The following is a 15,849-nucleotide window of genomic DNA, read 5'->3' on the forward strand; positions in this document are numbered from 1 at the left end:
CATCCTCCGCTTTCCCCGTTCCCGCCCAGGGCGGACGGCCGCTCTTCGAGTGGCGGTGGGTGGACCGCAACCTCGACGAGATCTTCGAGCGGCTGGGCGAGCACATCACGCTGACCGCGGCCGCACTCGCCATCGGACTGGTGGTGTCGATCGGTGTTTCCGTGGTTTCGCTGCGTCGCAGGTGGTTCTTCGTCCTCGCGCTGAGCACGGCGGGTTCGTTGTACGTCATCCCGAGTCTCGGCGCCTTCGCCGTGCTGGTGCCCTTCACCGGTCTCACGTCCTTCACCACCGCGGTGATTCCCTTGGCCACGTACACGTTGCTGATCCTCATCCGCAACATCGTCACCGGTGTCGAACAAGTGCCCAAGGAAGTCCGCGAAGCCGCGATAGGCATGGGTTTCACGCGTTCGCGGTTGCTGTGGCAGGTCGAACTCCCGCTCGCGCTGCCGGTGGTGATCGCGGGCCTGCGGGTCGCGGCGGTGACCACGATCGGGCTCGTGACGGTGACTTCCATGCTCGGCAAGGGCGGTCTCGGGTACTTCATCCGCAACGGGATCCAGACCGCGACACCGAACCCGACGTCGATCATCGTCGGCGTCGTGCTTTCCGTGGTGCTGGCCGTGGTGGTGGATCTGTTGCTGTGGCTCGGTGGGCGCGCGCTCGCGCCGTGGTCGCGGAAGGCGGCGTCGCGATGAGCATCATCGACCAGACCATCGAGTGGTTCGGTGAACCGAACCGCTGGAGCTGGACGGATCCGGCGGGCGTGCCGTACCGGACCGTCGAGCATCTCCAGTTCTCCTTGCTGGCGCTGGCGATCTCGGCCGTGCTGACGATCCCGCCCGCGTTGTGGCTGGCGCACTACCGTCGCGCGCAGTTCCTCGCCACGAGCGCGGTGAACATCGGCCGCGCGATCCCCAGCTTCGGGCTCGTGATCCTGTTCTGGTTCCTGGCTTCCCGGCTCGAAGTGGACACGACGTTCTGGCCGTTGATGCTCGCGCTGGTGGCCTTGGCGCTGCCGCCGTTGTTCACGAACACCTACGCGGGCGTCATCCAGCTGGAGCAGGAAACCGTCGACGCCGCGCGAGGAACCGGCTACCGCGAGTGGCAGATCATGCTGCGCCTGGAGTTGCCGCTCGCTTCTCCGGTCATCCTGGCGGGTGCCCGCGTCGCGTTCCTGCAACTGGTGGCGACGGTCGCGATCGGCGCGATCGTCAACGACGGCGGCGGGCTCGGCCGGTACATTGTGGACGGTTTCGCCCTCGGCGAACCCGGGCACGGCGAGATCCTGGCGGGTGGCATCGCGGTCGTCGTACTGGCGTTGGTATGCGAAGGCGTTTTCGCGCTCATCACGCGGTGGGTGACCCCGCGCGGGCTGGCGACCCAGTCCCGCGCGGATGCCCGCACCTGAGAGTCAACCGGTAAGTCCTTTGTGGACAGCCTCACTCGACGGGGCGCGCGAGCCCGTCGATCACCTCGGCGCCGGGCAGCGACGCGAGGGTCGAGCCCGAGATCAGCAGCTTGCCGCCGCGGACACCGCTGCCGATGACCAGTTCGGGCTCGTCGGCGACGCGCTGGTCGATCAGGATCGGCCACTGGCCGGGCAGGCCAACCGGCGTGATGCCGCCGTACTCCATTCCGGTGAGCGAGACGGCCTCGTCCATCGGGGCGAAGGAGGCCTTGCGGACGTCGAGACGGCGCTTGATCACGCCGTTCACGTCGGCGCGGGTGGTGGCGAGGATCATCGCGGCGGCGAAGCGGACCTCGCCGGCGCGTTTGCCGGCGACGACGACGCAGTTCGCGGACGCGGAGAGCGGTGAGCCGTAGGCCTCGCAGAAGGCGGCGGTGTCGGCCAGCTCGGCGTCGATCTCGACGACGCCGACGGCGTCCGGATCGGGCAGGGCGGCGAGCGCCTTGGCGACGGGCTCGGCGAGCAGGTCCGTGCGAGTGAGGGCGGGGACGACGGTGAGGCTTCCGGCGATGGTCCAGTTGGTCACAGCGCCACGATAGTCACCAGTTGCGGCCGCCGCGTTGCACCTCGATGAGCTTGGGGCGGACGTCCACGAGGTAGACCAGGACCGCGACCAGTGCGGGCAGCCACAGGATCATGCCGCCGCCGTAGAACTGGAAGACGGTCAGCACCACGGTGGATCCGCCGGTGATGAGCATCCAGATGGGCTTGGTCTTCCGATCGGCGGCCGAGTACGCGTCCGCGCGCTGCAACAGCGCATGCACGAAAGCGAACAGCCCCGTCAGCGCGCCGCCCCAATGGATGGCGATGAGGATCCAGGTGGCAACGAACACGGACTCAGCTTACGTCAAACCGGGCGAATGACCCGGGCCCCCGGCACCGAAGCGGCGCCAGGGGCCCTGGAGTTCACGCGGACCTTACTTCTCGGTGGTCTTCGGCGCGGTGGCCGGCTTCTTGGCGGCCGGGCTGGTGGTGGTGCGGCGCGCGGTGGTCGTGGTCTTCGGCGCGGTCTTGTTGGCGACCTTGCGCGAAGCCGAGCGGGTCTCGTGCGCGAGGTCGTCGCCGATCTCCTCGACCTCGTCGGCGATCTCGCCGGCGACCTCGGTCACCTTGCGGGCGGTCTTCTCGCCGACGGAACGGGTGCCCTTGGTGACCTTGCCGAGCACGGTGTCGATGCGCTCACGGGCGTCGGTGGTCGCGCCCTCGACCCGGTCCTGCGCGGTGCTGATCGCGTCCTCGAGCTGCTCGATGGCCTTCTTGACCTGCGGCTGCGCGGCGATCTTGTCCCACGCCTGCTCGCCGGACTCGGCCAGCTTGTTGTACAGCTTCAGCGCGGCTTCGGTGTACTCGTCGATGACCTTGCGCAGCTCGGCCGGGTCCAGCTTCTCGCGGAGGCCCTCGACGTCGTGCGGGAGCTCCTCGATGTTCTTGCGGGCGGTCTCGCTGCCCTCGACGACCTTCTCCTTGGCCTTCGACACGGCGTCGACGACGGCCTGGCCAGCCAGGTTGCCGGCACCCAGTGCGGCCAGCAGCGGCGTGCGGACCTGGTCGAGGGCGGTGTGCTTGCGGTCGTTCTTGGTGGCCGTGGTCATGCTGACTCCTTGGTTTCTGTGACCTGGTCTTCGGTTTTCGCCTTGGCCGCCTGCTCGGGTTTCGCGGCGGCGTTCTCGCGGCGGAACGATTCGTAGACGTCGAGCAGGACCTGCTTCTGCCGTTCGGTCAGCTCGGTGTCGGCGCGGATCGCGTCGCCGACCGGGCCGCCCGTGGGCAGATCGAGGATTCCCGCTTGCACGTAGAGCGCCTCGGCCGAGATGCGCAGGCCCTTGGCGATCTGCTGGAGGATCTCCGCGCTGGGCTTGCGGACCCCGCGCTCGATCTGGCTCAGGTACGGATTGGACACGCCGGCGAGTTTCGACAGCTGCCGCAAGGAGATCTTCGCGTTGCTGCGCTGCTGGCGGATGTACTCGCCGATGTCGGAAGCGATGTCCGCGACCTTCTCCATCGGTCCACCCGATGCGGGCTGATCACGGTCGATGTCTGACATCGGTCACCTCCTCGCGACGTCTTCAACGCTACGCTCGGGTGCTAGCAATTGCAAGCACTCTGCTTGCAACCATCGGGTGTGGTGGTGCTCACCCCGCTACCGTGGGGGGATGTCGAACGCGACGCGGCTACGGCGGCGCCTCGTCGAGCATCTGCTCGCCGAGGGCGTGCTGCACGACGCGCGCTGGATGACCGCGTTCCGCTCTGTGCCGAGACACGTCTTCCTGCCGCGGTTCTTCGTCCCGGCGGCGAACGGCTGGGCCGCGGTCGAAAGCGGCGACGACGAGTGGCTCCGGCGCGTGTACTCCCCCGACGTGCTGGTCGTCCAGCTCGACGACGACTCCGGGCTCTGGGAACGGGCGCGCTATCTCGGTGCCCAGCCCGGAACGCCGACGAGTTCGTCCAGCCAGCCGTCGATCATGGCGATCATGCTCGAAGAGCTCCGGGTCGCCGACGGGCATCGCGTACTGGAGATCGGCACGGGCACCGGTTACAACACCGCCCTGCTGTGCCATCGGCTCGGCTCCGGGCTCGTGTACACAGTGGACATCGACCCGGACCTGGTCGACGCCGCGCGCAAACGTTTGGCGGAGATCGGGTACGCGCCCTCGTGCGCGGCGGCCGACGGCGCCGAGGGTTTCCCGGCGGGCGTGCTCTACGACCGGGTGCTGTGCACCTGTTCGGTGTCGTCGATCCCGCCCGCGTGGCTGGCGCAGACGATGCCGGGCGGGCTGATCGTCACCACGCTGAACCGGCCGATCGGCGGCGGGCTGGTCCGGATCGTCGCGGGCGAAGGCGCGACGGGACACGGGCGGGTGCTCGCCCGCGACGGTCGTTTCATGCCGCTGCGCGCGCACCGCTTCAAGCCGTCGAAGGCGCTCGAAGGCGATGTCTCGTGGCGGCCGACCCGGCTGCCGATGGGCGTGCTCACCGAAGTCCGCAGCCGCTTCGAGTTCTTCGCCGGGCTCCACCTGCCGGGCGTGACGGCCGCGCGGACGGGGCAGAGCACCACACTGGTCCATCCGGACGGCTCATGGATGCGGCATCGGCAGCGCGGCAGCGAGTTCGAAGTGGCCGAAGGAGGCCCGCGGCGGCTGTGGGAGATCGTCGAAGCGGCGCACGAAGACTGGCTCGGCCTCGGCGAGCCGGGGCGGGACCGGTTCGGGCTCAGCCTCGACGGCGAAGACCAGGTGATCTGGCTGGATTCACCCGACGGCCGCACTTGGCCGTTGCGTCCCTGAAAGCAGGCCTCGCACCCACTTCTCGACGTGGTCGACGGCGTCGTCCACCGGGATGTGGGTGGTGTCGAACAACTCGACCGGCGGATCCATCGAGGGCGCTTCCGCTTGCAGCCACTCGTTGAACTCCAGCATCTCCTCGACCCGCTCCTCGTCCCACTCGCGCCAGGCGGGCCGCGCCAGCAAACGCTTGCGCAGGGCCTCGGGCTCGCTGACGAGGGCCAGGTAGTGGATGTCGGAGAAGAAGACGCGCTCGGGCAGCCGCTCGAACTCGGGCGGCGCGACGGTGCCGCACAGGACGACCGGCCGCCCGTTCTGGTGCAGCATCGCCGCCATCCGCAGCCAGGTCGAGCGGAACGCGGGATGGCCGGGAACGTCGTCACGCAACGCCCCGGTCCACAACACGTCCTGCTCGACCACGAGCGCGAGATCGCCGAGGCGGTCCGCCAGCCGCGGCCCGACCGTCGACTTACCGGCGCCGCTCGGCCCGGTCAGCGCGAACAGCGGAAGCCGCCGGAACGGCCACCGGTGCGCGCATACCGCGCACACCAGCAGCCCGTTCTCGACTCGTGGCCGTTCGGCGCGATCACCGCAGGCCGGGCAGATCTTGAGATCGAGGACCACGGTCAGTCGAAGAGGCCCTCGAGGAAGCCGCCCTTACGACGCTTGTGGCCGTAGCCGTGCGGCGAGTCCGCGTAGCCGCCGCGGTGCCCCCGGGGCGAGTCCGCGTAACCGCCGCGGTACCCCTTCGGCGAGTCGGCGTACCCACCGCGGTGCGGACGCGGGGAGTCCGGCCGTCCGTAGTGCGGGGCCGGCGCGTGTCCACCTCCCTGGTACGGCGGGGGCGGCTGATGCCCGCCGCCGTAGTACGAGTTCTCGGCACCGGCGATGGCTTCCAGCTCGCCCCTGTCCAGGAAGATGCCGCGGCATCCCTGACACTGGTCGATGTGGACACCGTTCTTGTCGACGGTCTTCATGGCGTTCTGGCACTTCGGACAAATCACGTATCAGAGATTACGCATTTTTCTCGTCCGAGGTCAGCAGGCGCACAGACAAAACGGGTGCCCGGCCGGATCCGCGTACACCCGGAAGGTCTCCGGCGAGTCGTCGAGCAGCTTCGCGCCGATCTTCAGCGCGCGCTCGTGAGCGGCCTCCATGTCGGTGACGTCGAGGTCGACGTGGGCCTGCTGCGGGTTCTCGGCGGACGGCCACGCGGGCGGCCGGTGGTCGGGCACGCGCTGGAACGAGAACCGCGCCCCGCCCTCCGGGTTCCGCAGAGTCACCCAATGGCCGTCTTCGGCGACTTCGGCCGCCTCCCAGTCGAGCAGCTCGCGGTAGAACTCCGCGAGCGCGACCGGGTCCGGGCAGTCGAGGGCCACCGCGCCGAAGGTCGGTACCGCACCCATGGTTCAGCCTCCAGAAGGATCGAGTAACCAGTGAAATGAGTATGCGGGTTATCGGAGCCGATGACAACCGGTCTCGCCCGTACACTGGGCGAGGTGAACACCGACGCGTCCCTGGTGGTCGAGTTTCTGAACACGGTGAACGTCGAACGCGGCACCGACCTCCTGGACGATCTGGAGTCCTGGCAGCACTGGGCCCGGGATCACCGGCTTCGCGCGGATACCCCCGCGGCCGCACGCGAAACCCGGGACGCGCTGCGCGCCGCGATCGGCGACCCGCGGCTCCCGCGGCCCGGCCTGCGCGCGCCGGCGGAGATCGTCCTCGGCCCGGAAGGCCCGCTTCTCGTCTCGGAAACGGTCTGCGAGGCGGTGATGGCGGCGTCGACGCGGCTGACCGTGCTCGGCGAATGGATCCGGCTCAAGATCTGCCCCGCGGACGACTGCCTGTGGGCGTTCTACGACGAATCACGGAACCGGTCGAGGACGTGGTGCTCGATGCGGGCCTGCGGGAACCGGGAGAAGGCGCGGGCTTGGCGGGCCCGGACGGCGGACATCTCGACCTGAGCCGGCGGTGTGGGCTACCTACTTGCGGGAGCGAGACGCGCGTAACTCGCGTGCGTGAGGGCGCAACTCGCGTGATCAGAGGCGCAACTCGCGTGATTGGGCGAGTTACGCCTCGCCCGGACTGCCGCTTTGCGCGTGCCGGCTCCTCACGTGGCGCCCGCGCCGCCCCGGATCCGCCTCACCCCGGAACCCGAGGCACCCGAACGACCACAACTTCTGGTGTCACCCACCCCCGAGTTACCCCCAGGGGTTGTGCACACCGTTAGGCCAAAAACGTGAAAAGCTGTGGATAACCCTGGGGATGACTCCACTTCCTGTGGACAACTCCCGGTGAGGCCTCCGGAGTGTGGTATACGCGCGGCCGCTCAGAAGAGCAGCTGCGCGACCGCGTAGATGACCAACCCGGCGAGCGCGCCGACCACCGTGCCGTTGATCCGGATGAACTGCAGGTCCCGGCCGACCTGGAGCTCGATCTTGCGCGAGGTCTCCTCGGCGTCCCAGCGCTCCACGGTGTCGGTGATGATCGTGGTGATCTCCTGGGAGTAGTGCGTGACCACGTAGGCCGCCGCGCCCTCCACCCAGGTGTCCACTTTGGACCGGATGTGGTCGTCGGAGACGAGCCGCCCGCCGAGGGTCTCCAGCCCGGTGCGCACGCGGCGCCGCAACTCGCTCGACGGGTCCTCGGCGGCGTTGAGCAGCATCTCCTTCGCCGTCGCCCACGCCGAGCCGATCAGCTTCTGCACCTCGTCGTGCCCCAGCATCTGGGATTTGACCTGCTCGGCGCGCGCCATCACCTCGGGGTCGGTCTGCAGGTCCTGGGCGAACTCGCCGAGGAACTTGTCCAGCGCCAGCCGCATGGGGTGGTTGACGTCGGTCTTCACCGCCCAGACGAACGACAGCACCTCGCCGTAGACCTTGTCCGCGAGCATCTCGTCGACGAATTTCGGCGACCAGCTCGGCGCCCGGTCCGAGACCACGCGCAGCATCGTCGTGTGGTTGTCCCGCACCCATTCGTAGGCGCGGTCGCACATCAGGTCGACCAGCTTGTGGTGCGCCCCGTCGGCGAACACCCCGGCCAGGATCTTGCCGAGCGGCGGGCCCCACGGCTTGTCCACGATCCGCTTGACCACGGCCTGTTCCATGATCGCCTGGACGTCTTCGTCGCGGAGCACCTTGACCGCCGCCCGGACGACGGTCGCCAGTTCCGACGTCACCCGCTCCGCGTTGGCGGGCTGCGAGAGCCAGCCGCCGAGCCGCTTCGAGACCTCGACCCGGCTCAGCTTCTCGCGGATCACGGTCTCGGACAGGAAGTTCGAGCCGACGAAGTCACCGAGGCTGCTGCCCAGCGCGTCCTTCTTGTTCGGGATGATCGCGGTGTGCGGGATCTTGATCCGCAGCGGATGCCGGAACAGCGCCGTCACCGCGAACCAGTCGGCGAGCGCGCCGACCATCCCGGCTTCGGCGGCGGCGCGGACGTAGCCCACCCAGGCGGGCCAGCCTGCGGCTTCGGCCCAGCTGGTCAGCAGGAAGATCACCGTCGCGCCGAGCAGGAACGACAGCGCGACCATCTTCATCTTGCGCAGGCCGCGGCGCTTCTCCTCCTCGGCGGCGCTTCCACCGGGCGGATCGGCTGGGGTCACCTTGGCGGGCGTCAGTTGCTCCACACGGCCATTGTCCGTGAGGATGGCTGATCGTGCGCGAACCTGTCCTCGTACCCCGCCTCCAGCCCTTCACGTCGACCATCTTCGCGGAGATGACGGCGCTGGCCGTCCGCCACGAAGCCGTCAACCTCGGCCAGGGTTTCCCCGACACCGACGGGCCCGCCGGAATGCTCGACGCCGCCAAGAACGCGCTGTTCGGGGGTGCGAACCAGTACCCGCCGGGTCCCGGACGGCCGGAGCTGCGCGCGGCGATCGCGCGTCACCGGCTCCGCTACGGCATCGAGTACGACCGCGACACGGAGATCCTGGTCACCGCCGGTGCCACCGAGGCCATCGCGGCGTCGCTGATCGCGCTGACACAGGCGGGCGACGAGGTCATCGTCATCGAGCCGTACTACGACTCGTACGCGGCCGCGGTCGCCATGGCGGGCGCCGAACGGCGTGTCGTCGGCCTGGTGGAACGCGACGGCCGGTTCGCGCTGGACATCGAGGGCCTGCGCGCCGCGGTGACCGGCCGGACCAGGGCGATCCTGATCAACTCGCCGCACAACCCGACCGGCACGGTGTTCACCCGCGCCGAACTGGAAGCCGTCGCCGCGCTCTGCGTGGAACACGATCTGATCGCGATCACCGACGAGGTGTACGAACACCTGGTCTTCGACGACGCCGAGCACCTGCCGCTGGCGACCTTCCCCGGCATGCGCGACCGGACCGTCTCGATCTCCAGCGCGGGCAAGACGTTCAACTGCACCGGCTGGAAGATCGGCTGGGTCTGCGCGAGCCCCGAACTGGTCGCGGCGGTGAAAGCGGCGAAGCAGTTCATCACCTTCGTCTCGGGCGGGCCGTTCCAGCCCGCCGTCGCCCACGCGCTGGACCACGAGCTGCCGTGGGCCGAAGACCTGCGCACGAGCCTCCAGGGCAAACGGGACCGGCTCGCGGCGGGCCTCGCGGAGGCCGGGTTCGCGGTCCGGCCGACCGCCGGGACCTACTTCGTCTGCGTCGACGTCCGGCCGCTCGGCTTCGACGACGCCGCGGAACTGGCCTGGGAGCTCCCCGAACGGGTGGGCGTGGCGGCCGTGCCCGTAAAGGTGTTCACCGATCACCCAGACGAGTGGAAACACCTCCTGCGTTTCGCGTTCTGCAAACGCAACGAGGTCATCGACGAAGCGGTCACCCGATTGCGCAAACTTCGGTGACTCGTCCGATGTTCACGGCACTGTTCACGCCCAGCCGCTCTTTTCGAGTGTCCGCCTGAGCCGGTCCAGACACCGTCTTCGCAGCCGGCCCACACTGGCCGGGCTGATGCCCAGTTCCCCCGCGAGCTGGGCGTAGGAGAGCTCCGGCCGGTACGCGAGGAGCCGCATCATCCGCCGATGCGACTCCGGCAGGCGATCGACCGCCGCCCAGAGCGCGCAGTCACGTTCGGCGCGGACGACCTCGGCCTCCGGCGTCGTCTCGGACTCGGGGAGCGGACGCGGTGTTTCGCGCCTGTTCCTGGTGATCATCCGGAGCGCGCGGCGCCGCGCGGTGGTCGTCAGCCAAGCACCGAGCTTCGCTTCGTCGCGTAGTGCGCCGGGCGCGCGAAGCAGTTCCAGCCACGCGTCCTGGCAGACGTCCCTGGCGTCGGCTTCGCTCAGCCGATACGCCTTCAGCGTCCTGAGCACCGCCGCCGACAGCGCGTTCACGTCCCACATCCCGGACCCTTCCTTCCCGGCGGCTCGCGTTCGCCGCGCCGATCACCGAACGCGACTTCGACGGCACGCACCGCAGCAGGGATCCCGAAAAGGTCAGGTCACCGAGGATTTGAGTAGTTCCACCCCTCCCCGGATGGCCGCTCGGCACATACCGAGAGTGATCAACACCGGTACTCCAGGCACCGGAGCCGGTTGCGTCGTTCCGCCTAACGGGCTGGATCGGCGGCGGCTGAAGTGAAACACTCCCCTCCGGTGCTAAAACTGGTGCAGCCCCGGGGGAACTGCGACCTGGCCGGAAGAGACCCCAAGAAAGATCGAACTCACGCGGGAAACGTGGGTTTCAGGCGCGGACGGTGGTGATTGCTGTGAGTGGTACGGCAGTCGTGCGCCGTGGCGGCCTCACCACCCCGAAGCGAATCCTTTTCGCGGGCGGGCTCGTGCTCACCGGCTGGATCCTCGGCGCCGTGCTGAGCACCCCGGCTTCGGCCGGCGAACAGCCGTCCGTGCCGCCGGAGACCTCCGTGGTGCAGCCCGCGGACGAAACCGGATCCGGGAAAACGACTGCCCCCGAGAAGTCCACTGAGTCCACTGAGTCCACTTCGGACTCCACCGCGACCGAAACCGCGAAACCCGCTGAGACCACCGAATCCTCTGCAGAAGAGCCCGCTCCCGTCGTGAACGAGGAGCCTGAGGCCACTGTGGAGGAAGAGGCGGTTTCGAGCGCGAGTTCCGTCGAGAAGACTTCTTCTCCGGAACCGGCGACGAAGACCGCGAAGACCTCGACGTCCACTGGCTTGCTGGGCGGCCTCATCGGCGGCGTGCTGAATGTCGTCACGAACACGGTCGGCGGCGTCGTCAATACCGTCGGCGGTGTCGTAGACGGAATCGGCGACCAGGTCGTCACGCCGATCATCACGCCGAATCCGTGCTGCGGCTCGGGTGGCCCGGTGATCCTGCCGGGCACCGGCGACATGCTCGACCCCGTCTTCGGCGGCGGCTCCGGCGAATCGGCGGGCGGCTCGGTCACCATCGCCGTCCCGGCCAAGGCCGTCACGCAGAACGCGCCCGCCGCTCCGGCCCCGCGCCGGGTCGTGCCCGCCGAGAGCCCCGCTCCGGCGACGGTGAGCCAGAACCACCGCGTCACCTTGCCCGTCCGGGTCAAGACCGACACTCAGCCCGCTCCGCCCGCGCCCGCCGACTCCGACACGCACGCGTCCCCGGACGGCGGCGGCTCGGGCGGCGGCGGTGGCCTGCCGAACACCCCGGTGGCCCCGATCGCGCCCACGACGACCGCCCAGCCGGGGCACGACAACACCGGTGGCGGCCGCGGGCCGCTCGCCGTGCTCGACTCCGGCGTGCCCGCCACGCAGCTGAAGCTCCTCGGAACCGGCTGCGACCACGAAGGCGAGCGCACCGGCAGGGAAGCCGCGCTTCCCGCCACCTCCCCCGACTGACCTGACCGGGTCGCCGGGGAGAACCACGTCCAAACCAAGATCAACTTCGGGTTTCGACGTCTGCTGATCCCTCTGGCACAAGCCGCTTTTCCGCCTGCCCTCATTCAGGCATCCCTTTGTCTTCCCGAACGGCCGACCGCGCCCGGCCGGTTCGGATCCCGGCCCCGGCGCCGCGCTGCCTCGGCGGCGCCGGGACCAGCACCGGGTGGACTTCGGGGGTTTCTGCTCACCGCGCCGAGCAGGAGCCGGCCAAGCTCGAAGCCCGCCTGAACCGCGGGCGGTTCCCGGCACGTCGAGGGGCTGTGCCGGGTAACCGCCGCGGTGCCCGTCCCGAGGTTTCGGCCTCGGGGCGGGCCGGATAGCCGGTGCGCTGGTCGTGCGGCGCCGATGCCCTCCCTGGAGCATCGGCCGCCCCGCCGGCGCACCGGCTATTTCCGTTTCCAGCCCTGCGGGGAATCAGGTGACCTGGACGGCGACCGGGGCGGCCGTGCCGGGGGTCGCGGTCACCGAAGCGGCGGCGGCACCCAACCGCCGCACGGCCTCGAAAAGCCGTTCGGCCGGCAGCGCGTACGGCAGCCGCAGCCAGCGCTCCAGTCCCCCGTGGACACCGAAGCGCGAACCCGGCGCCACCTGCACTCCGTGCCCGGCCGCAGCGACGGCCAGCCGCGTGCTCATCGGTTCCGGCAGACGGCACCACAGCGAAAGCCCGCCGCGCGGCACGGTGAACGTCCACTCCGGGCAGTACCAGTTCAGCGCCCCGGTCAGCGCGTCCCGCAGCGCCAGCGTCTCCTGACGGCGGTGCGCCAGCGCGGCCCCGCCGTCGTCGAGCAGTTCGGCCAGGACGAGTTGCTCGAAGACCGGCGACCCCAGGTCGACGGCGAACCGGGCCGCGATCAGCCTCCCGATGACGTCCTCGGAAGCGCGGATCCAGCCGAGCCGCAGGCCGGCCCAATGCGATTTGGACGCCGAGCCGATCGTGATGCCGAGGTCACCCAGGTACGCGCCCATCGGCGGCGGCCCGTCGGCCGGGTCGCCTTCGAGGTCCAGCTCGACCAGCGTCTCGTCGACGATCGCCGGAGTCCGGGCGCGGTTCAGCGCGGCCGCGAGGCGCTGACGGCTGTCGGCGTCCATGCGCAGGCCGGTCGGGTTCTGGAAGTCCGCGACGAAATACGCGAGCCTCGGCGCGGACTGCCGCAGCGCGGCCTCGATCCCGACGACGTCCCAGCCGGTGGCCGGATCCAGCGGCACCGGAACCGGGATGGCGTGCGCGGCGCCGATGGCCTCCAGCGAGTTCGGATACGTCGGCTGTTCGACCAGCACCCGGTCGCCCGGACCGGCCAGCATCCGCAGGACCTGCACGAACGCGTGATGCGCGCCGTTGGTGATCATCACCTGATCGGCGTTGGTCGGCAGCCCGCGTTCGGTGTAGCGGCGGGCGATCCGCTCGCGCAGGATCCGCAGGCCGCGCACCTGGTAGCCGTTCTCGCCGAGGTGGTCCACCAGGGCCTTCCGCGCCGCGTCCACGGCCGGGACCAGGCCGGCGACGGCGGGAGGACAGGCCTGGGCGAGGTCGATGAGGTCTTCGCCGGTAGGCAGGATCGCGTCCCGCCCCCGGCCGCCGGGTGACGCGATCCACGAGCCCGCCCCGCGACGGCTGGCGACCAGACCGTCGGCCCGCAGCTTGTCCAGCGCGGCGCCGATCAGCGTGCGGCTGACCTCCAGCGCGTCGGCGAGCTCGCGTTCGGCCGGGAGTTTCGTGCCGAGCGGCAGCCTGCCGTCGAGGACCAGCAGCTCGACGGCCGCCGCGAGATCCGCGGCACCGTGTCGAGAACCACTCTGGCGCCAGTTCCCCAGCAAAATGGCCAATTTCGCACCTGAAACGCGTCCAGTCAGCGGGATCAGCGGTTCCATAAGGCCAATTGTTCCAGATTGGCCATGGTCAAGGTAGCCACTTACCCCTGATGGTGGACCCGTGGCACTCAAACTCGATCTCAGACCCGTCGGCATCTCCCAGGACACCACCCGCCGCTCGGTCCAGCTCGTCGCCGGGCTCGTCCTCTACGGCGGCAGCATGGCCATGCTGACCAGGTCCGGGCTCGGCCTCGACCCGTGGGACGTGCTCCACGAAGGGCTGATGAAGATCACCGGCCTCTCGTTCGGCACGGTCACCGCCATCGCGTCGGTGCTGGTGCTTTTGCTGTGGATCCCGCTGCGGCAGCGGCCGGGGATCGGCACGGTCGCCAACATCGTGGTCATCTCGCTCACCGTCGACTTCGTGCGGCTCTTCCTGCCCGACCAGGACATGCTCGGCTGGCAGATCGTCAACCTGGTCGCCGGCGTGGTGCTCAACGGCCTCGGCGCCGCGATCTACGTCGGCGCGCGGCTGGGTCCCGGCCCGCGCGACGGACTGATGACCGGGCTCTCGGCCCGGACGGGCAAGTCGATCCGGCTCGTCCGGACGCTCATCGAGATCACCGTCCTGGCCGCCGGCTGGCTGCTCGGCGGCACCGTGGGTGTCGGCACGGTCCTCTACGCCCTCGCGATCGGACCGCTGACGCAGGCGTTCCTGCCGTACGTCATCTGGCGGGAGCGCACCGCCGAACTCGCGTGATCAGGGGCGCGACTCACGTGATTGAAGGCGTAACTCGCGTGATCAGGGGCGTAACTCAGCTGGCCTCCCGTTGTTCCAGCAGGCGGCGGACGGCGAGGTAGTCGATGCCCCGCTGCGCGAGCACGTCGGCCGCGACACCGGGGACGGCGGTCATCGCGAGCAGCAGGTGCTCGCCTTCGATGCGCTTGCTGCCGACATCGATGGCTTCGCGAAGGCTCTTCTCCAGCACCTTCTTCGCCTCCGGCGTGAACGGCCGATGGCCGCGGCCGGCGCGCCGCCCCCCGGTCAGCGCGCCGGGGCCGTGGGTCTGCTCGACCCTCTCGACGATGTGCTCGACGTCGATGCCGAACCCGCTCAGGGCTTCGACGTCGGCGTCGCTCATCCCGCCCCTCCGCCGGACGCGGCGGAGGTCGTCGGCCAGTTCGTCCGCCGGGCAGCCCAGCGCGGCGAGCACGCCGGTGTGCCGGGCGAGGGACGTCAGCAGGTGCAGCGGGTCGACGTTCCCGGACACCTCGTCCGCCGCGACGCGCTGGGCCCCGACGACGACGTCGCGGGCTTCGGTGGTGAAGCGTTCGAACATCAATGCCTCCCGTACTTCTTGTGCACCGCTTGCCTGCTGACCCCGAGCTCGGCCGCGATCTCCTGCCAGGACCAGCCGTGCACCCGCGCGCTGCGGACCTGCACGGCTTCGAGTTGTTCCAACAGCCGGCGCAAGGCGGCGACGGCGCGCAATCCCACCCGGGGATCGCGGTCGCCGGCTCGCGCGGCCAGATCTGTCGCTTCGGTCATGACGTCAACCTACGTTGACATCGCGCTCACGTCAACCTCGGTTGACAGTTAGGGTCGGGTCATGGTCGAAATCGCAGTGGCGGAAAGGGACGGAGTGGGCGCGGACGGAGCGACGCGCCCGACCGAAGACCACGTCGCGGTACTCGGCAACGCCGTGGTGGTGCTCGACGGGGCGACCGCGCCGCGCCCGGATCTGCCGTCCGGCGGCTGGTACGCGAGCCTGCTCGTGCACAGCCTGTCCCGGGCCTTGAGCGCGGAACCCCAGGCCGATCTCTCGGTGCTGCTGGCCGAGTCGATCGCCGACGTCGCCCGCCGCGAGGGCCTCGAACCGGGACGATCGCCGTCGAGCACGGTCGCGATCGCGCGCTGGACGGACGACACCGTCGACGGACTGGTGCTCGCCGACAGCCCGATCGTCGCCTTCGGTCCTTCCGGCGCCGATCCGCTCACCGACGACAGGCTCGTTTCGCTGCGGGAAAGCGGGCAGCTCCGCACCGGCGCCGACGTCCGCGCGAAACGCAACGCGCCGGACGGCTTCTGGGTCGCCGAGGCGGAACCGACGGCGGCCGCCGAAGCCGTCCGCCGCAGCTGGCCGCGCTCGGAGGTCGACGCCCTGCTGCTGGCGACGGACGGCGTCGCGATCGGTGTCGACGAGTACGACCTGTTCGACTGGCCGGAGGTGCTCGCCATCAGCCGGGAGCGGGGGCCGGACGCCGTCCTCGACGCGGTGCGCACGGCGGAGAAACAGGACCCGGACGGCGAGCGCTGGCCCCGCGCGAAAAGGCACGATGACCAGCTACTGGTACTGGTCGACTTCGGGGTAGCCCCAGGGTAAAACCGGGGGCTTCCCGGATCGGAAATCCGCGCCCGCGCGAGCACGCTGGACGCATGACGTTCCCTGGGGAGAGATCGCGGACCAAGCCC

At 69.8% G+C, this 15,849-nt stretch carries 20 protein-coding genes; 8 read left to right on the forward strand and 12 right to left on the reverse strand.

Going from position 1 to position 15,849, the window contains the following annotated elements:
- The first annotated feature begins 59 nt into the window (after positions 1-59).
- Positions 60-695 (forward strand): ABC transporter permease, encoded by a 636-nt coding sequence (locus DMH01_RS20645; RefSeq protein ID WP_370323554.1) that lies wholly within the window; start codon positions 60-62, stop codon positions 693-695.
- The gene (locus DMH01_RS20650) at positions 692-1,408 is read left to right on the forward strand and encodes an ABC transporter permease (RefSeq protein WP_125678933.1); all 717 of its coding nucleotides are present in this window, start codon (positions 692-694) and stop codon (positions 1,406-1,408) included. Before DMH01_RS20645 ends, DMH01_RS20650 begins: the two co-directional genes overlap by 4 nt.
- 31 nt (positions 1,409-1,439) lie before the next feature.
- Here DMH01_RS20650 and DMH01_RS20655 read toward each other — a convergent pair whose 3' ends face one another.
- The 4 genes from DMH01_RS20655 to DMH01_RS20670 all read right to left on the reverse strand — a co-directional run bounded on the left by DMH01_RS20655 (position 1,440) and on the right by DMH01_RS20670 (position 3,470).
- The gene (locus DMH01_RS20655) at positions 1,440-1,994 is read right to left on the reverse strand and encodes a YbaK/EbsC family protein (RefSeq protein ID WP_125678934.1); all 555 of its coding nucleotides are present in this window, start codon (positions 1,992-1,994) and stop codon (positions 1,440-1,442) included.
- Between the two features lie 13 nt (positions 1,995-2,007).
- Positions 2,008-2,301 carry a DUF2516 family protein gene (locus DMH01_RS20660; protein WP_125678935.1) on the reverse strand — a complete coding sequence of 98 codons (294 nt, stop codon included), beginning with the start codon at positions 2,299-2,301 and terminating at the stop codon, positions 2,008-2,010.
- A gap of 84 nt (positions 2,302-2,385) precedes the next feature.
- Complete coding sequence (locus DMH01_RS20665) at positions 2,386-3,060, reverse strand: hypothetical protein (RefSeq protein WP_125678936.1); 675 nt, start codon at positions 3,058-3,060, stop codon at positions 2,386-2,388.
- A complete protein-coding gene (locus DMH01_RS20670) occupies positions 3,057-3,470 on the reverse strand; it encodes a helix-turn-helix domain-containing protein (protein WP_125679791.1) in 414 nt (137 codons plus the stop codon). The genes DMH01_RS20665 and DMH01_RS20670 overlap by 4 nt, the downstream gene beginning before the upstream one ends.
- Positions 3,471-3,621: 151 nt before the next feature.
- On the opposite strand from DMH01_RS20670, the gene DMH01_RS20675 reads away from it, so the two are divergent.
- The gene (locus tag DMH01_RS20675; RefSeq protein ID WP_125678937.1) at positions 3,622-4,752 is read left to right on the forward strand and encodes a methyltransferase domain-containing protein; all 1,131 of its coding nucleotides are present in this window, start codon (positions 3,622-3,624) and stop codon (positions 4,750-4,752) included.
- On the opposite strand, the gene DMH01_RS20680 is transcribed toward DMH01_RS20675, so the two are convergent.
- From DMH01_RS20680 to DMH01_RS20690, 3 genes are read right to left on the reverse strand one after another with little or no spacing between them, the layout of a single operon-like run.
- The gene (locus tag DMH01_RS20680; protein WP_125678938.1) at positions 4,717-5,373 is read right to left on the reverse strand and encodes an AAA family ATPase; all 657 of its coding nucleotides are present in this window, start codon (positions 5,371-5,373) and stop codon (positions 4,717-4,719) included. The genes DMH01_RS20675 and DMH01_RS20680 overlap by 36 nt on opposite strands.
- Positions 5,374-5,375: 2 nt before the next feature.
- Positions 5,376-5,753 carry a zf-TFIIB domain-containing protein gene (locus DMH01_RS20685; protein ID WP_125678939.1) on the reverse strand — a complete coding sequence of 126 codons (378 nt, stop codon included), beginning with the start codon at positions 5,751-5,753 and terminating at the stop codon, positions 5,376-5,378.
- Between the two features lie 33 nt (positions 5,754-5,786).
- Positions 5,787-6,155: a VOC family protein gene (locus DMH01_RS20690; protein WP_034310507.1), complete on the reverse strand. Its 369-nt coding sequence runs from the start codon at positions 6,153-6,155 to the stop codon at positions 5,787-5,789.
- A 60-nt stretch (positions 6,156-6,215) separates the two neighbouring features.
- Here DMH01_RS20690 and DMH01_RS20695 point away from each other — a divergent pair, with 60 nt between their 5' ends.
- Positions 6,216-6,716, forward strand: a complete 501-nt coding sequence (locus DMH01_RS20695) for a CGNR zinc finger domain-containing protein (protein WP_125678940.1) — start codon at positions 6,216-6,218, stop codon at positions 6,714-6,716.
- A gap of 365 nt (positions 6,717-7,081) precedes the next feature.
- Here the strand turns inward: DMH01_RS20695 and DMH01_RS20700 are convergent, their stop codons facing one another.
- On the reverse strand, positions 7,082-8,380 hold the full coding sequence (locus DMH01_RS20700) for a DUF445 domain-containing protein (RefSeq protein WP_125678941.1): 1,299 nt from the start codon (positions 8,378-8,380) through the stop codon (positions 7,082-7,084).
- Positions 8,381-8,409: 29 nt separating this feature from the next.
- Between DMH01_RS20700 and DMH01_RS20705 the strand changes: the two genes are divergently transcribed.
- The gene (locus DMH01_RS20705) at positions 8,410-9,573 is read left to right on the forward strand and encodes a pyridoxal phosphate-dependent aminotransferase (RefSeq protein WP_125678942.1); all 1,164 of its coding nucleotides are present in this window, start codon (positions 8,410-8,412) and stop codon (positions 9,571-9,573) included.
- Positions 9,574-9,597: 24 nt separating this feature from the next.
- Here the strand turns inward: DMH01_RS20705 and DMH01_RS20710 are convergent, their stop codons facing one another.
- On the reverse strand, positions 9,598-10,071 hold the full coding sequence (locus DMH01_RS20710; RefSeq protein ID WP_125678943.1) for an RNA polymerase sigma factor: 474 nt from the start codon (positions 10,069-10,071) through the stop codon (positions 9,598-9,600).
- Between the two features lie 365 nt (positions 10,072-10,436).
- Between DMH01_RS20710 and DMH01_RS20715 the strand changes: the two genes are divergently transcribed.
- Positions 10,437-11,525: a hypothetical protein gene (locus tag DMH01_RS20715; protein ID WP_233621624.1), complete on the forward strand. Its 1,089-nt coding sequence runs from the start codon at positions 10,437-10,439 to the stop codon at positions 11,523-11,525.
- Positions 11,526-11,981: 456 nt separating this feature from the next.
- Here DMH01_RS20715 and DMH01_RS20720 read toward each other — a convergent pair whose 3' ends face one another.
- On the reverse strand, positions 11,982-13,436 hold the full coding sequence (locus DMH01_RS20720; RefSeq protein ID WP_125678944.1) for a PLP-dependent aminotransferase family protein: 1,455 nt from the start codon (positions 13,434-13,436) through the stop codon (positions 11,982-11,984).
- A gap of 61 nt (positions 13,437-13,497) precedes the next feature.
- Here DMH01_RS20720 and DMH01_RS20725 point away from each other — a divergent pair, with 61 nt between their 5' ends.
- On the forward strand, positions 13,498-14,136 hold the full coding sequence (locus DMH01_RS20725) for a YitT family protein (protein WP_125678945.1): 639 nt from the start codon (positions 13,498-13,500) through the stop codon (positions 14,134-14,136).
- A gap of 55 nt (positions 14,137-14,191) precedes the next feature.
- Here DMH01_RS20725 and DMH01_RS20730 read toward each other — a convergent pair whose 3' ends face one another.
- A complete protein-coding gene (locus DMH01_RS20730; protein ID WP_125678946.1) occupies positions 14,192-14,716 on the reverse strand; it encodes a Clp protease N-terminal domain-containing protein in 525 nt (174 codons plus the stop codon).
- Positions 14,716-14,925 (reverse strand): sigma factor-like helix-turn-helix DNA-binding protein, encoded by a 210-nt coding sequence (locus DMH01_RS20735; protein ID WP_004559389.1) that lies wholly within the window; start codon positions 14,923-14,925, stop codon positions 14,716-14,718. The genes DMH01_RS20730 and DMH01_RS20735 overlap by 1 nt, the downstream gene beginning before the upstream one ends.
- A 61-nt stretch (positions 14,926-14,986) precedes the next feature.
- Between DMH01_RS20735 and DMH01_RS20740 the strand changes: the two genes are divergently transcribed.
- Complete coding sequence (locus DMH01_RS20740; RefSeq protein ID WP_125678947.1) at positions 14,987-15,760, forward strand: protein phosphatase 2C domain-containing protein; 774 nt, start codon at positions 14,987-14,989, stop codon at positions 15,758-15,760.
- The last annotated feature ends 89 nt before the right edge of the window (positions 15,761-15,849 follow it).

Origin of the sequence: Amycolatopsis sp. WAC 04182 (genome assembly GCF_003947465.1) — a bacterium.
In the GTDB taxonomy this organism is placed as follows: Bacteria; Actinomycetota; Actinomycetes; order Mycobacteriales; family Pseudonocardiaceae; genus Amycolatopsis.